Annotated in this window: 12 protein-coding genes and 1 tRNA gene; 3 read left to right on the forward strand and 10 right to left on the reverse strand. The window is 58.4% G+C overall.

Annotated elements, in window-relative coordinates; translation table 11 throughout:
- Nucleotides 1-4: 4 nt before the first annotated feature.
- The 4 genes from mtgA to ACR0AJ_RS20265 form a co-directional block, all read right to left on the reverse strand.
- Nucleotides 5-739: a monofunctional biosynthetic peptidoglycan transglycosylase gene (mtgA, locus tag ACR0AJ_RS20250; protein ID WP_170376661.1), complete on the reverse strand. Its 735-nt coding sequence runs from the start codon at nt 737-739 to the stop codon at nt 5-7.
- A 116-nt stretch (nt 740-855) separates the two neighbouring features.
- Nucleotides 856-5,388, reverse strand: coding sequence for a glutamate synthase large subunit (gene gltB / locus ACR0AJ_RS20255; protein WP_480741778.1), 4,533 nt, complete (start codon nt 5,386-5,388; stop codon nt 856-858).
- Nucleotides 5,385-5,819 carry a GFA family protein gene (locus tag ACR0AJ_RS20260; RefSeq protein WP_170550445.1) on the reverse strand — a complete coding sequence of 145 codons (435 nt, stop codon included), beginning with the start codon at nt 5,817-5,819 and terminating at the stop codon, nt 5,385-5,387. The genes gltB and ACR0AJ_RS20260 overlap by 4 nt, the downstream gene beginning before the upstream one ends.
- 29 nt (nt 5,820-5,848) lie before the next feature.
- The gene (locus ACR0AJ_RS20265) at nt 5,849-7,282 is read right to left on the reverse strand and encodes an NAD(P)-dependent oxidoreductase (RefSeq protein WP_170349487.1); all 1,434 of its coding nucleotides are present in this window, start codon (nt 7,280-7,282) and stop codon (nt 5,849-5,851) included.
- Nucleotides 7,283-7,511: 229 nt separating this feature from the next.
- On the opposite strand from ACR0AJ_RS20265, the gene ACR0AJ_RS20270 reads away from it, so the two are divergent.
- Nucleotides 7,512-8,315 (forward strand): undecaprenyl-diphosphate phosphatase, encoded by an 804-nt coding sequence (locus ACR0AJ_RS20270; protein WP_170349488.1) that lies wholly within the window; start codon nt 7,512-7,514, stop codon nt 8,313-8,315.
- On the opposite strand, the gene ACR0AJ_RS20275 is transcribed toward ACR0AJ_RS20270, so the two are convergent.
- On the reverse strand, nt 8,316-9,299 hold the full coding sequence (locus ACR0AJ_RS20275; RefSeq protein WP_480741780.1) for a complex I NDUFA9 subunit family protein: 984 nt from the start codon (nt 9,297-9,299) through the stop codon (nt 8,316-8,318).
- 199 nt (nt 9,300-9,498) lie between these two features.
- On the opposite strand from ACR0AJ_RS20275, the gene ACR0AJ_RS20280 reads away from it, so the two are divergent.
- Together ACR0AJ_RS20280 and ACR0AJ_RS20285 are read left to right on the forward strand one after the other, a co-directional pair.
- Nucleotides 9,499-9,585, forward strand: a tRNA-Leu gene (locus ACR0AJ_RS20280).
- A gap of 442 nt (nt 9,586-10,027) precedes the next feature.
- Entirely contained in the window at nt 10,028-10,213 is a 186-nt protein-coding gene (locus tag ACR0AJ_RS20285; protein ID WP_170349490.1) for a hypothetical protein, read from the forward strand.
- Between the two features lie 55 nt (nt 10,214-10,268).
- Here ACR0AJ_RS20285 and ACR0AJ_RS20290 read toward each other — a convergent pair whose 3' ends face one another.
- From ACR0AJ_RS20290 to ACR0AJ_RS20310, 5 genes are read right to left on the reverse strand one after another with little or no spacing between them, the layout of a single operon-like run.
- The gene (locus tag ACR0AJ_RS20290; protein WP_170349491.1) at nt 10,269-10,964 is read right to left on the reverse strand and encodes an RraA family protein; all 696 of its coding nucleotides are present in this window, start codon (nt 10,962-10,964) and stop codon (nt 10,269-10,271) included.
- Entirely contained in the window at nt 10,961-11,656 is a 696-nt protein-coding gene (locus tag ACR0AJ_RS20295; RefSeq protein WP_170349492.1) for an alpha/beta fold hydrolase, read from the reverse strand. Before ACR0AJ_RS20295 ends, ACR0AJ_RS20290 begins: the two co-directional genes overlap by 4 nt.
- Nucleotides 11,653-12,777, reverse strand: a complete 1,125-nt coding sequence (locus ACR0AJ_RS20300; protein WP_170349493.1) for a cobalamin-independent methionine synthase II family protein — start codon at nt 12,775-12,777, stop codon at nt 11,653-11,655. Before ACR0AJ_RS20300 ends, ACR0AJ_RS20295 begins: the two co-directional genes overlap by 4 nt.
- A gap of 10 nt (nt 12,778-12,787) precedes the next feature.
- Complete coding sequence (locus ACR0AJ_RS20305; protein ID WP_480668250.1) at nt 12,788-13,390, reverse strand: class I SAM-dependent DNA methyltransferase; 603 nt, start codon at nt 13,388-13,390, stop codon at nt 12,788-12,790.
- Nucleotides 13,387-14,346, reverse strand: a complete 960-nt coding sequence (locus tag ACR0AJ_RS20310; protein WP_480741783.1) for a cupin domain-containing protein — start codon at nt 14,344-14,346, stop codon at nt 13,387-13,389. Before ACR0AJ_RS20310 ends, ACR0AJ_RS20305 begins: the two co-directional genes overlap by 4 nt.
- Between the last annotated feature and the right edge of the window lie 12 nt (nt 14,347-14,358).

Below are 14,358 nucleotides of genomic sequence, written 5' to 3' on the forward strand. Positions count from 1 at the left end.
AGTTTCAATCCTCGAAACAATCCGCGCGACCATCTGCGCGGATGGTGGCCGCTCCATCCAGGATCGACGCGGCCCGTCTGCGCGTCCGCACTGATGGATCAGTGACTGAGCGATTGCGGGGTGAGGGCAAAATCGCCGCGATCCGGGCCGCCTGAACCGGACTCAGCCGGGCAGCGGATACGTTGAAATTGCTTTGGGCCGCCGCTTCGACCCCAAATACGCCCTGTCCGGTTTCAGCGACGTTCAGATAGACCTCGAGAATACGCTGTTTGCTCCAGAAGATTTCGACAACCGGCGTGATCGAAGTTTCCAGCGCTTTGCGTACCCAGCTGCGGCCCTGCCACAAGAACACGTTCTTCACCACCTGCTGGGTAATTGTCGACGCCCCACGTGATCCGCCATCTTCCAGCGCATCGCGAATTGCCTCCACGTCAAAGCCCCAGTGTTGGCAGAAATTCGCATCCTCGGCCGCGACAACCGCGCGGGCCATGACGGGCGAGATTTCGTCGATCGGGACCCAATCACGCTCGACCTTGCCCAGCCTACGCCATTCCGACCAGATCGTGTGAGTCACGGGCGGGTTTACCACCGAATACAAAGCGACCAATGCAACGACCAACACAACGGCCGCCAACAAGCCACGACTGACCCATCGGCGAAGCCGTTGCATCAGTGGGGTTTTGGCTTTGGATGCCTTTTTTTTCTTACCGCTTTTTTTGCGGACTGCTGCTTTTGCCATGTCACAGCTATACGACGTTGGGCGCGCGTTTGAAACGGGTGTTGTCGGTATAAGGATTTAAGAAAACCCGCGCAGCCAATTGGCGCGCGGGTTTGAGACTAGTCTGTTGCAACCCGTTATTCAGCCGGAACAGCCGTTGCTTCGGTGGTCAGAGGGTGGCTGAGCTTGTTCAGCATCTCTTTTGGGCAAACCTGCAAGAAGTTGGCCTTTTCAACATCCCAATGCTGCAGAATGTCGGCGGCCTTGCGGCTGAAGGTCTCGGCCTGATGGGTTTCGATCAGCGATTTCAGCTGATCTTCCCAATGGTCGACGGTCACCGGACAGGTCACCAGCGTTTCCATATTCATCAGCGCCTGCGCCTTGCCTTCCGGGTCGTACAGATAAGCCATGCCGCCGGTCATGCCCGCGCCAAAGTTGGCACCAATATCACCCAGGATCACCGCGATTCCGCCGGTCATGTATTCACACCCGTTCGAACCGCAGCCCTCGATCACAACCTTCGCGCCCGAGTTGCGCACCGCGAATCGCTCGCCCGCGCGACCTGCGGCAAACAGGTGGCCATCGGTGGCGCCGTACAGGACGGTGTTGCCGATGATGGTGTTGTCATCCGCCTTCAGCGGGCTGACCTGTGGTGGGCGCACGACGATGGTGCCGCCCGACAAACCCTTGCCGACATAGTCATTGGCGTCACCCGACACTTCCAGCTTCAGACCGGGTGCTGCAAAAGCTCCCAGCGACTGACCGGCCGAGCCCTGCAGTTTGACGTGCAGGTGATCGGACTGGAAAGTGTTCCGCATGCCAAAGTTCTGCACGATATGGCTCGAGACGCGGGTGCCCACAGTCCGGTGCGTGTTCTGCACCGCATAGGACAGCTGCATTTTCTCGCCGTCTTTCAGGAACCGCGCGGCATCCCGCACGATTTCAGCGTCCAGCGTATCCGGCACCGCGTTACGGTCCTTGTCGCGGTTGTAGACGATATCATGCGCGCCATCGACGGTGATCAGCAGCGGGTTGAGGTCCAGATCGTCCAGATGCGCCGATCCACGGCTGACCTGCGCCAACAGGTCGGCCCGGCCGATGATTTCATCAATCGAACGCGCGCCGAGGCTGGCCAAAAGCTCGCGTACTTCCTGCGCATAGAAGGTGATCAGGTTCACCACCTTGTCTGCGTTGCCGGTGAACTTGGCGCGCAGGTCCTCGTCCTGCGTACAGACACCGACGGGGCAGGTGTTCGACTGGCACTGACGCACCATGATACAGCCCATCGCGATTAGGGCGGCAGTGCCGATTCCGTATTCCTCGGCCCCCATCATCGCGGCCATGACGATATCGCGACCAGTCCGCAGACCACCATCGGTCCGCAGGGTGACGCGATCACGCAGGTTATTCATTGCCAGAACTTGATGCGCCTCGGTCAGGCCCATCTCCCACGGCAAACCGGCATATTTGATCGACGTCGCAGGCGACGCACCTGTACCACCGTTGTGGCCCGAGATCAGGATCACATCCGCCTTGGCCTTGGCCACACCGGCGGCAATCGTGCCAACGCCCGAAGACGCCACCAGTTTCACCGTCACCTTGCAGCGCGGGTTGATCTGTTTCAGATCATAGATCAGCTGCGCCAGATCCTCGATCGAGTAGATATCGTGGTGCGGCGGCGGCGAGATCAGCGTCACGCCCTTGGTCGAATGGCGTAAACGCGCGATCAGGTCGGTGACCTTCATGCCCGGCAGCTGACCACCCTCACCCGGTTTCGCGCCTTGGGCGACCTTGATCTCCAGCTCTTCACATTGATTCAGGTATTCCGCAGTCACACCGAATCGGCCCGACGCCACCTGTTTGATCTTGGCCGATGGATTGTCGCCATTGGGTTCCGGTACGAAATGGGCCGGATCTTCACCACCCTCGCCCGAGTCGGATTTCGCACCGATCCGGTTCATCGCTACGTTCAGCGTCTTGTGCGCCTCGGGGCTGAGTGCGCCCAGCGACATACCCGGCGTGACAAAGCGTTTGCGGATCGAGGTGATCGATTCCACCTCTTCGATCGGCACCGGTTTGCCCATGGGTTTGAAATCCATCAGGTCGCGCAGATGGATCGGCGGGTTCGACTGCATCTTGGTCGAATATTGCTTCCACAATTCATATGAGGCCCTATTACAGGCCATCTGCATCATATGCATCGAGGTTGCTTCCCACGCGTGAGTCTCACCCGACTTGCGTGCTTTGTAGAAACCACCGATGGGCAGCACATCCAGACCGCTGTCCCAACCCTTGGCGTGAATTTCTTCGGCTTTGACGCGGATGCCGTGAATCCCGATGCCCGAGATACGGCTGATCATGCCCGGGAAATACTCGGCCACCATGGCACGGCTCAGACCAACGGCCTCAAAGTTCAGACCGCCTCGGTAAGAGGAGACAACCGAGATACCCATCTTGGCCATGATCTTGAGAAGACCCTGATCGATTGCCTCGCGATAGCGGGCCACATTTTCAGTCAGCGAGCCATCCAGCAGGCCACGTTCAATGCGGTCGGCCAGCGAATCCTCGGCCAGGTAGGCGTTCACAACTGTCGCGCCACAGCCAATCAACACGGCAAAATAGTGCGGGTCGATACATTCCGCCGACCGCACGTTGAGCGAGCTGAAGGTCCGCAGACCCTGACGTGTCAGATGGCTGTGTACCGCGCTTGTGGCCAGGATCATCGGCATCGCCACTTTGTCCGGCCCGGAATACTGATCGGTCAGCACCAGATGCCCTGCACCAGAACGCACGGCCTCTTCCGCTTCGGCTCTAATACGGATCAAAGCGCGGTCCAGCGCGCCCTCACCGGGTTCAAAGCTGCAATCGATCTCAGCCAGCGGCGCGTTGAAGTTTTCGGCCAGAATTTCCCACTGAGCGTTGCCGACAAAAGGGCTTTCCAGAACGATGATCTCGGTCTGGCTACTGTCCTCGTCCAGCACGTTCTTGAGGTTCCCGAACCGCGTCTTCAACGACATCACGCGGTATTCGCGCAAGCTGTCGATGGGCGGGTTGGTCACCTGGCTGAAATTCTGCCGGAAGAAATGGCTCAGCGGACGGTACTGCTTTGACAGCACAGCCGAAGGCGTGTCATCCCCCATCGAGGCCAAAGCCTCTTTGCCGTCCTCGGCCATGGGTGCAAGGATCTGCTCAAGTTCTTCGATCGAATATCCAGCCGCGATCTGACGCTTGCGCAGTTCCTCACCCCTAAACAAGGGCTGTTCGGTTACACTGCCCAGCGTAGTGTCCAGATCGTTGATTTTGCCGACCCAGTCGCCGAACGGCAGGGCGCGCGCCAGCTTGTCCTTGATTTGCTTGTCACGGAACAGCTTGCCCTTCTTCATATCCACGGCCAGCATCTGCCCCGGACCCAGCGCGCCTTTTTCTGTCACAGTGGCCTCATCAATCGGCACCATGCCAGCCTCAGAGCCCGCAATCACCAGACCATCGCCCGTCACCACATAGCGCATCGGGCGCAACCCGTTCCGGTCCAGACCGGCACAGACCCAGCGGCCATCGGTCATCGCCAGCGCGGCAGGACCGTCCCACGGCTCCATTACCGAGTTGCAGTAGGAATACATGTCACGCCAGGCCTGCGGCAGTTCCACCGCCTGCTTGGACCAGCTTTCCGGCACCAGCATGGTTTTCGCCATCGGGGCCGAGCGGCCCGCGCGCACCAGAACCTCGAAAACCGAGTCTAATGCGGCCGAATCTGACGATCCACCCGCGATGATCGGCTTGATGTCTTCGGCATAGTCGCCAAAGGTGCCACTGGCCATGCGGATCTCATGACTTTTCATCCAGTTGACGTTGCCCTTCAGGGTGTTGATTTCACCATTATGGGCCAGCATCCGGAACGGTTGCGCCAACCACCATTGCGGGAAGGTGTTGGTCGAATAACGCTGGTGATAGATCGCAAAGGCGGATTCGAACCGCTCATCCATCAGGTCGGGGTAGAAAACCGCGACCTGCTCAGCCAGCATCATGCCTTTATAGATGATCGAGCGGCAGCTCAGCGACGCCAGATACAGGTCCGAAATCCCGGAAGCGGCGGCAGCTTTTTCAATACGGCGACGGATGACGTATAGTTCACGCTCGAACGTCTCTTCATCTACACCTTTCGAGTTCGAGATCAGGATCTGTTCGATCTCGGGCCGGGTCGCGTTGGCCTTTTCACCCAAGCAGGTCACATCGACCGGCACGTGCCGCCAGCCGTAGATGTAATAGCCCATGCGCAGAACTTCGGTTTCTACGATGGTCCGGCACTGTTCCTGCGCGCCGAAATCGGTACGAGGCAGAAACACCTGACCGACAGCGATCAACTGGTCCAGATTGGGCTCATGACCTGTGCGGCGGATTTGGTCATAGAAAAAACGAACCGGGATCTGCACGTGGATGCCCGCACCATCGCCGGTCTTGCCATCAGCATCCACGGCGCCGCGGTGCCAGATCGCTTTCAGCGCATCAATACCGGCGTCGACAACCTTGCGTGATGCTTTGCCGTCAACGGATACAACAAGACCCACGCCACAGGAAGAATGCTCTTCTTCCTCGGAATAGAGACCGTTTTTCGCCATCCATTCACGTTTGGCTTCTTCGGCCCGTACCCAATCGGCATCATATTTGGTCATTGGCTGTCTCCTTCTTCCGAGGGGGCAAACATCGCCTCGACCTCAGCTTTGGTCATTTGCTTGCGCTCACCTGCGAACGCATACCCTTTGGGCTTTTTGTCGATAAAAAGTTCCAGTTGCAGTCCGTGGCCCGTATCTTCGAACAGGCCCGCTGCCATTTCTGTGTGTCCGTGCATGTCGCCGGGCGCGGTGACCCGATACCACAGGGCCGAGCCGCATTCGGCGCAAAAGGCGCGCTCGGCCCAGTCGGACGAGGTAAAGGTCTTGACCGGTCCCAGCGCGGCATACCCCTCTTCGGCTTGAAAACTCACCAGCATTGAACTGGTCCAGCGGCGGCACTGGTCGCAATGACAGGCACCCAGCGCATCCTTCGCTGGGGTGGCGGTGACGGTGACCGCACCGCACATGCATTGGCCTTGCAGTTCAGGCATTCCTGACCCTCCTGTCGCTGGGCTGGGTGTTACTCGGCTGCGACGGCAGCCTTGCTGTTAAACCTGTCGATGATCGCATCGGCACAGTCGCGGCCGTCACGGATCGCCCAGACCACCAGCGAGGCGCCACGCACGATGTCACCAATGGCATAGACACCGTCCATCTCGGTTTCGCCGGTTTGGAACGCGGCCTTAACGGTGCCCCAACGGGTTACGGGCAGGTCGGGCTGACCAAACAGCGTAGGCAGGTCTTCGGGCTCAAAGCCCAGCGCCTTGATGACCAGATCGGCCTCTTCGACATAGTCCGCACCTTCGATGACCTCGGGGGCTTGGCGGCCAGTGGCATCTGGCTGACCCAGACGCATCTTTTGCACCATCACGCCAGAAACCTTGTCATCGCCGGTGAACCCTTTGGGGGCGCTCAGCCATTCAAAGATCACGCCTTCTTCCTCGGCATTCTGCGTTTCACGCTGCGATCCCGGCATGTTTGCCCGGTCACGGCGGTACAGGCATTTGACCGAGGTCGCCCCTTGACGGACCGAGGTGCGTACGCAGTCCATCGCGGTATCGCCGCCACCAATCACAACAACTTTTTTACCGTTGGCATTCAGCCGGCCATTGTCGAAATCCTCGACCGCGTCACCAAAGCTTTTGCGATTCGAAGCGGTCAGGAAATCAATGGCAATTTCGATACCATTCAGGCCACTGCCTGGCATGGACAGATCACGGGACTTGTAGACCCCGGTTGCGATGATCACTGCATCATGCTTGGCGCGAATGTCGTCGAATTTGGCGGCGTCCACGTCGCAGTTCAGCTCGAAATTGACCCCGCCATCAGCCAGCAATTCGTTGCGACGCTGAACAATGTCCTTTTCCAGCTTGAAGCCTGGAATACCGTACATCAACAGGCCACCGGCACGGTCGTGACGATCATACACAGTGACCTGAATGCCAGCCCGGCGTAGCATGTCCGCAGCCGCCAATCCACCGGGTCCGCCGCCTATGATACCGACGCTTTCGCTGCGCTCGGCACCAGGTGCAACGGGGGTCACCCAGCCTTTGTCCCAGGCGGTGTCCGTGATGTACTTCTCAATCGTTCCGATGGTAACCGTGCCGTGACCTGATTGTTCGATCACACAATTGCCTTCACAAAGACGATCCTGCGGGCAAATGCGGCCGCAGATTTCCGGGAAGGTATTGGTGGCCTGGCTGGTCTGATACGCCTCCTCCAGACGGCCCGTGGCGGTCAGGCGCAGCCAATCAGGAATGTTGTTGTGCAGCGGGCAATGCGACTGACAATAGGGAACACCGCATTGGCTGCAGCGACTAGCCTGTTCTTCCGCCTTGGCTGCGGCGTATTCAGCATAGATTTCGTCAAAGTCTTCTTTGCGGTCATCGGCGGCACGCTTTTCAGGCATGACGCGGTCGATCTGCACAAATTTCAGCATCGGTTGCTTGGCCACGGGTCAGACTCCATGAATTGGCTTGGTCGCGCCTGTTTAAGAGATACCTTACGGAATTAAAAGTCAATTATGCTGACCTAAATTAAAAAAATATACGACGTCAGGAAAAGTAATTGGAAAATGTCGTCATTTTTAGTTCCGTTTCGGACCCTTTTACGTGCTTTCCTTTTCGGCACCGCACTTATACCCATTTCCCCTAACAATACGCGGCGGCAGCACGGCAGGTTAAATGAGTCTATTTCAGTTGATTCTCGCGGCGATTATTCAGGGGATAACTGAGTTCTTGCCGATCTCTTCCTCGGGTCACCTGATCCTGCTGCCCAGCTTGACCGGTATGGAAGATCAGGGGCTGGCCATCGACGTCGCCGTGCATGTCGGCACGTTGGGCGCGGTTATCCTGTATTTCTGGTCCGATGTGAAACAGGCCGCTGCCGGCCTGCCACGCGCCCTGACCGGGCAGATCGACACCCCGCAAGCACGGCTGGCGATGAGCCTGATCATCGCAACGATTCCCACGGTCATTGTCGGTGCCATTTTGTTCACAACCGGGCTCAGCCAGTCCCTCCGCTCAATGGCGGTGATTGGCTGGACCATGCTGGGCTTCGGATTGTTACTGTATTGGATGGACCAAAAGGGCCCCCAAACCAAGAAAACCAACGATTGGGGCCCGCGCGATGCGGTCATCATGGGTTTGTGGCAGGTTCTGGCGTTGATCCCCGGCACCTCGCGGTCAGGCATCACCATCACCGGCGCGCGGCAGCTGGGCTATAGCCGCGAAGACGGCGCGCGGATCGCGATGCTGATGTCGATCCCGACGATTCTGGCCTCGGGCGTATTACTGTCGACACAGGTGATCCGCGAGGCTGATGCCCAACTGGCTAAGGACGGTGCCATAGCCGCTTTTTTTGCCTTTATCTCGGCCTTATTGGCGCTGTCCCTGATGATGCGCCTGCTGCGCAGCGTCAGCTTTACGCCTTATGTAATATATCGCGTGATTCTTGGGGCAATCCTGCTGGTGATTGCCTATAGCTGATCAGGTACGCAGGTTGTCTGCCGATTTCTGGATCTCATCATACTGGCCCGAGGGACGGAACTTCCACAGGTAGTCCGGCAAGATGGATTCCAAAGTAGCCGGTTCGATCCCCAAGTCGCCAAAGCCTTTGGCATCGCCCGACACCACATTGTCCCGGCGCAGATTCGTCAGCTGATCGCGCGTCAGAATGTGGTTGGGAAACAGCTGAAAACTGACAAATTTGGCTATATCCAGCACACCCGCCATGATCCGGGCGGCCCAAAACGGCACACCAACAATCACCCGGCGGCGGTGAATCACCCCCAGCATCTGCTGCATCAGCGCGCGGAAGGATTTCACCTCGGGGCCGCCCAGCTCATAAGTGCCACCCTCGGCCTGCCTCAGAACGCCCTGCACGGCGGCTTTGGCGACATCATCCACATAGACCGGCTGGAACTTGGTCTCTGCGCCGACCAAGGGCAGGAACGGCCCCATCCGGGTCATCCCGGCAAAGCGGTTAAAGAACTGGTCCTCGGTTCCGAAAATAACCGACGGGCGCAAGATCACAGCGTTCGGCATATGCGCCAGCACACCGGCCTCGCCCTGTGCTTTGGTGCGGGAATACTCGCTTTTGGCCGTGGCATCCGCGCCGATGGCCGAGATATGCACCATCCGCGCAACACCCTGTTCGGCAGCGATGCGCGCGATCCGCTCAGCCCCTTCGGCCTGTACCGCGTCAAATTCGTTCTTACCCAGCTCGTTCAGCACACCCACGCAGTTCACCACCGCATCGGCCCCATGCATCACGGCAGCAACCGACGCATCATCGCGGATGTTGCACAAAATGGGTTCAACCTGACCAACCACGCCATAAGGTTTGACGAACATCGCCTCATTCGGGCGCCGCACTGCGACCCGCACACGCCATCCTTCATTTGCCATACGCCGGGCGATATACCGACCGACAAATCCCGATCCGCCATAAATCGTGACCAGTTTGGACATGCGAGGGCTCCTGCTGATTGGTCTTGATCCGATCTACCGCCCAAAGCACCGGCAAACAAGGCGCAATAACGCCGCGCGTCCGCGAAAACCCCGGCAATTTCCCAAGCGTTTCGGAGGTGGGTCAAAAAACTTGTGAAAATCTTCCCGAATCTGGTTGACGCCCCCCGTCAGTAGGCTTAAACGCCGCTCCACGACACCTGCCCAGGTGGCGGAATTGGTAGACGCGCTAGCTTCAGGTGCTAGTGTCCGTATGGACGTGGAGGTTCGAGTCCTCTCCTGGGCACCAAATCCCCGACAGATTTTTGGCTTGTCTCTAATCGTATCAGATACGTGTTCGGGTGACGTATTCCCCCAATTTTTATCTATTAGACGTCTCTCCCTTCCGGCTATGCTTTGCCAGATTACTGCGGAGACAGACTGGCTAAATGGTCCCGTTCAGGCCTTAGCGAGACCCGCATCTTTCGTGACGCTACGTCACAAAAACTGGCCGGGTAAGTGAGCATCTTTACGTAAAGGTAAGCTTTCCAATCATTTTTTGACTGGTCGGTTAATAAATGACGCAAAAACCCGGATTCTTCCCCCTTACGGTGGCAAACGACCTGCCTAAATGCGCTCTGTCGCTGCGGATCATCACTCACGGATTAATGATCCTCGAGCTCTCGACCATAGGGTTCGGGTCGGGTCCGCAGCGGCAAATTTTTACGCTTTGAATTTGAAGGACCGCAACAATGAAGAAAATTTCGTTTCTCAGTCGCTTCAAGTTAATGAAAGCGCACCGGATGGACGTTTCAGAAGATGACCTGTCTTCGGATTATCGGCGCAGGCTGCCCCTGGTGAAGAAATCTGAACTCAAGGTGCTCTTTCGAACCGTGCTGGAAGAAAAGCGGGCGGACCTGCCATCGCGACGCCGGTGATGGCATACCAACGACGGTTTAGAGCCCTCCGTTTGAACGGGTCAAGCTTACCCTGTCAGACCCGGGATTTTTCGAACTTTTCCCAAGCGGATTGAAACGCATTGAAATCAAACCCCGGCTGTTCGGCAGCGTCGAGGACGATGCGTTCGGTGGACAGCAATTTCTGGATTGCGCCCTCTAGTTGGTCAACAACATCTTCTGGTATCACCAGCGCTCCGTGCTGATCGGCATGGATCAGATCACCAGGATTGACCGAAAGACCAAAGATCGAGACCGGCGTATCGACCGCGCGCACGTGGACAAAACCATGGCTTGGCCCGACCGATCCGGCAACCACCGGGAACCCCTGTGGCAGATCGCCAAGGTCGCGCATGACACCGTTGGTCAGCGCGCCGGACATGCCGAACCCCTTGTGTACGGTGGTGTTGATCTCACCCCAATAGGCACCGATACAGTTGGGGAAATCGACATCCTCGATCACCGCAACCGAGGGTGCGGGACCTTCGGCCATGTATTTGTAATAGTCCATCCGGCGTTCCCTGATGACCTCGGGCGCCTCGGACGGAGGCTGCACAGCGGCGATCTTTGCCGTACGGGCGTAGCCCACGATCGCAGGTTCCGACGGGGCCGAACACAGCATGGTGCCGCGCGAGAAGCCGTCAAATCCGCGCTTGCCCTGCGCCACCTCGATGGCGTTGCAGACGGTGGGGGTGTCAACCTTGCGCAACAGGGTCAGAAGGGAAGGTGTCATGGGGCCTCCAGCCAGCGGATCAGGGCCGCTGTTGTGTCATTGGGTTGTTCCAGAGTGGGCAGGTGCCCTGCCTCTTCGATGATTTGTAACGTGCTATTGGGCAGAAGGTCGTGCATCAACTGGTGTCGCTCGACCGGGCACAGGCCATCCTCGCGCCCACACATCACCAGTGAGGGGCCCGTGTAGACAGCCAGTGTTTCGGTCTGGTCCGGGCGATCCATCAAAGCGCGGGATTGGCGAAGGAATACGTCCGGACCCAGATCAACGGCCATCGCCATGCATAGGTCCAGAATGGCCCCCTGATGCGGACCGTCGGCCAGGTAATTGGGCTTCATCTCGTCGCGCATCACCTGCCGCAACTGACCTTCCTGAACGGCCTTCATCTGCGGCCCACGCCGGGCTTTGACATCGGGCTTTTCGGCCAACGGATTGGTGTCCATCAACGCCAACCGTTCAACGCGATCCGGGGCTTCCCGCACCACCTCCATCGCAACGATGCCGCCCATCGACAGGCCGGCCAGCGCAAAGACCGACGGTGCGTTTGACAAGATTTCGGCTGCCATCTCCTGAACACTGTCCTGCGTCACCAGAGGGAAGGTCATCAGCGGCCGTGACCCGGACAACGCAGCGATCTGCGGCTGAAACAACCGAGCATCACACATCATACCCGGCAAAAGAACCAGCGGTGTCATGCCGAGGCCAGTATTGCACCCTCGGACAATGCCGTCAGCTTGGCATAGGCAATATCGGGATCCACCGCGCCAAATCCTGCAAAGGTGCCAAACCCACAATCACTGCCTGCGATCACCCGATCGGCACCGACGATATTGGTAAACCGCGTGATCCGCTGCGCCACTAATTCAGGGTGTTCGACAAAATTGGTGGTGGTGTCGACCACACCGGGAACTAGAACCTTGTCGTCCGGAATCTCGGAATTACGGTCGCGGAACACGGTCCATTCATGGGCGTGGCGCGGGTTCGAGGTTTCAAACAGCACGTAGCGGGATTTGGTCGCCATCAGAGTGCTGAACACCTTATCCATGGCGATGTCACAACAATGTGGCCCTTCGTAATTGCCCCAGCAGATATGCACCCGCACCCGGTCCTGCGGAACATTCTGCAGCGCGTGGTTCAGGGCCTCGACATGCATGTCGGCGATCTTGACGAACTCTTCATCGGTCAGGTCGGTGAACAGCATGTGCCGCGACAGGGCCAGATCAGGGCAATCCAGCTGCAAATCCAACCCGGCGGCCACGATGGTTTCGTATTCCTCCTTCATCGCATCGGCCAGCGCGGCCAGATAAGCCTCACGCGTGGGGTAGAAATCGTTCTGCAGAAACAGCGAGATGACCCCTGGTGAGGCGGCATTCATAAAGCCCTGCCCGGCCCCGTGCTGCGCCATCGCAGCCTTGAGGTTGGCGATGTCCTTCTCAAGCTCACCCTGCCCTTTCGACCGCACCTCGCCGGTACATTGAGGCCGCGCGTATTGGGGCGTACCGCCATCATCAGCCAGCCGTTGCAGAAAACCGGGGAACATCTTCAGATCGGCGGGCGCATTGCGCGGGCTATCGCCTGAAAACCCGGTGTAACGGTCCTTGACATAGGTGGCATAAGAAATCTTTGAGGTCTCGCCATCGCTGACAATATCCACACCGGCCTCGATCTGCTTGCGCACGGTCTCGGCCACGGCGTTAGTCATGCAGGCGTCAAATGCGGCGGGGTCAAAGGGTTCCTCCCGCTCGCGCGCAAAAATGAAATCCACCACGTCCTGAGTTCGTGGCAAGGATCCGACATGTGTTGTCTTTACGGTCATGAAACCTCCATTAATTCTTGCGTGCCATCAGTACTGTGTGGCTTTGGGTCTCCGGATCCTTGGCTAGAAATCCGGTCATGATCATCCCGTTTTCTTCAAGGCAGGTGGCGTAACCGGCGGGTGAGAGAGAGGCGTGATACACGGGTTCGCCGCCAACAGTTCCCTGTTCCTCGCCCGCGCTGGGGCCAACGGTCAGCATCAACATTCCGCCCTCGCGCAGATGGCGGGCCATCCGGGCGATGCAGTCTTTCTGCTCGTCCGCGGTCAGATGGAAAAAGCTGTTCCAGGCGACAATACCATCAAAGCTCTGGTCCAGTTCGAAATTACGCATGTCGGCCTGCCGCCAGTCTCCATCAGGCCAACGGCTATGGGCGATCTCAAGCATGGCCTCGGAAAAATCGACACCTGTGACGGTGAACCCTTCGGCCTTGAACCATCGGGCAATGGGCTCACCGGTGCCGCAGCCCAGATCAAGGACGTGATCGCCGGGCTTCAGACTGGCGGTGAAGCGCGCCAGCCAGCGCGCTTCGAACAAAGCCCGCGAGCGTTGCTCGTCATAGGCTTTGGCCTGCCGTTCATAAACGGCGTGGGTATCGTTCGGATCGACGGTCATCCGACCCATGTGGCTCCGGCGGGGTCATCGGTCGCCGTGATGCGGTACAGGCCTGCCTGCCCGGTCATGGACGGCGCGACGGTGTAAGCCTCACCCGGCATCACCAGCGCGGTATCACCGTTGGACAATGTGACCTCATATCCGTCTACGGTGATACGCCAATGGCCGCTGGCCGGCATCAGAACCACAGGCTTTTCAGCTTTGACCGGATCATTCACAGCCGAACCACGGGTCAGGAAATCAACCTCGAACCCCGGCTTGTCCTTGATAAGACCGGTCTCACCAATCACCAGCGCAGGTTTTTCAGCGCCCAGCGCCATCAGGTCCCAATAGCGGGCGACGTATTTGCCGATCACCGCGTCGACCGGCACCTCGGGATAGGCTTGCAACTCTGCTTCGTTCAACAAGGACATCGGCCGGACATTGTGGGGCAGTTCCTGACCCTTTTTGCTGTCGTAAAGCACACCGTTGTCGCCCAGCATCAGACCATGCGCCTGTGCGTCCTCGATCACCTGCGGCGCCCACGTGACACCGCCACCGGCATCATCGCCACCGAGGATCGACATGATCATGCCGTAGTCCTGACCGACATTCTCGAACCCGCGGAAGATACCGGTGGGAATGTTGAAGATATCCCCCTCTTCGGCAATGAATTCTCCGGCCGTGCCATAGCGTCCCCAGAAGAACCGCCAGCGGCCTTTCGCGACAAAGAACACCTCGGCCGTGGTGTGGCTGTGCAGCGAGTTTCGGCATTTCGGCGGCTGACCCGCCGCGCCGATGTTAAAGCCGATCTTGTCGATGATGTGGACGTGCTGATCGGGCGATTCCGACACGCCGCCACCGATGATGGTAAAGTTCTCTTTCTGATCGCTGCCCGGAGTGTGAGCGTCGATAAAGGCAGTTTTACAGGGTTGCAGCTCGCCATAACGGACGATGCGTTGTTGAATGGTACTCATGACGGTGTCTCC

The organism is Ruegeria sp. CJ9, from assembly GCF_056536625.1.

Coding starts and splice junctions, on each gene's coding strand:
- ACR0AJ_RS20275 (WP_480741780.1), bottom strand. CDS start 9,299: ATGTCCAAACTGGTCACGATTTATGGCGGATCGGGATTTGTCGGTCGG.
- ACR0AJ_RS20270 (WP_170349488.1), top strand. CDS start 7,512: ATGAGTCTATTTCAGTTGATTCTCGCGGCGATTATTCAGGGGATAACT.
- ACR0AJ_RS20310 (WP_480741783.1), bottom strand. CDS start 14,346: ATGAGTACCATTCAACAACGCATCGTCCGTTATGGCGAGCTGCAACCC.
- ACR0AJ_RS20300 (WP_170349493.1), bottom strand. CDS start 12,777: ATGACCGTAAAGACAACACATGTCGGATCCTTGCCACGAACTCAGGAC.
- ACR0AJ_RS20305 (WP_480668250.1), bottom strand. CDS start 13,390: ATGACCGTCGATCCGAACGATACCCACGCCGTTTATGAACGGCAGGCC.
- ACR0AJ_RS20295 (WP_170349492.1), bottom strand. CDS start 11,656: ATGACACCGCTGGTTCTTTTGCCGGGTATGATGTGTGATGCTCGGTTG.
- ACR0AJ_RS20260 (WP_170550445.1), bottom strand. CDS start 5,819: ATGCCTGAACTGCAAGGCCAATGCATGTGCGGTGCGGTCACCGTCACC.
- gltB (WP_480741778.1), bottom strand. CDS start 5,388: ATGACCAAATATGATGCCGATTGGGTACGGGCCGAAGAAGCCAAACGT.
- mtgA (WP_170376661.1), bottom strand. CDS start 739: ATGGCAAAAGCAGCAGTCCGCAAAAAAAGCGGTAAGAAAAAAAAGGCA.
- ACR0AJ_RS20285 (WP_170349490.1), top strand. CDS start 10,028: ATGAAGAAAATTTCGTTTCTCAGTCGCTTCAAGTTAATGAAAGCGCAC.
- ACR0AJ_RS20290 (WP_170349491.1), bottom strand. CDS start 10,964: ATGACACCTTCCCTTCTGACCCTGTTGCGCAAGGTTGACACCCCCACC.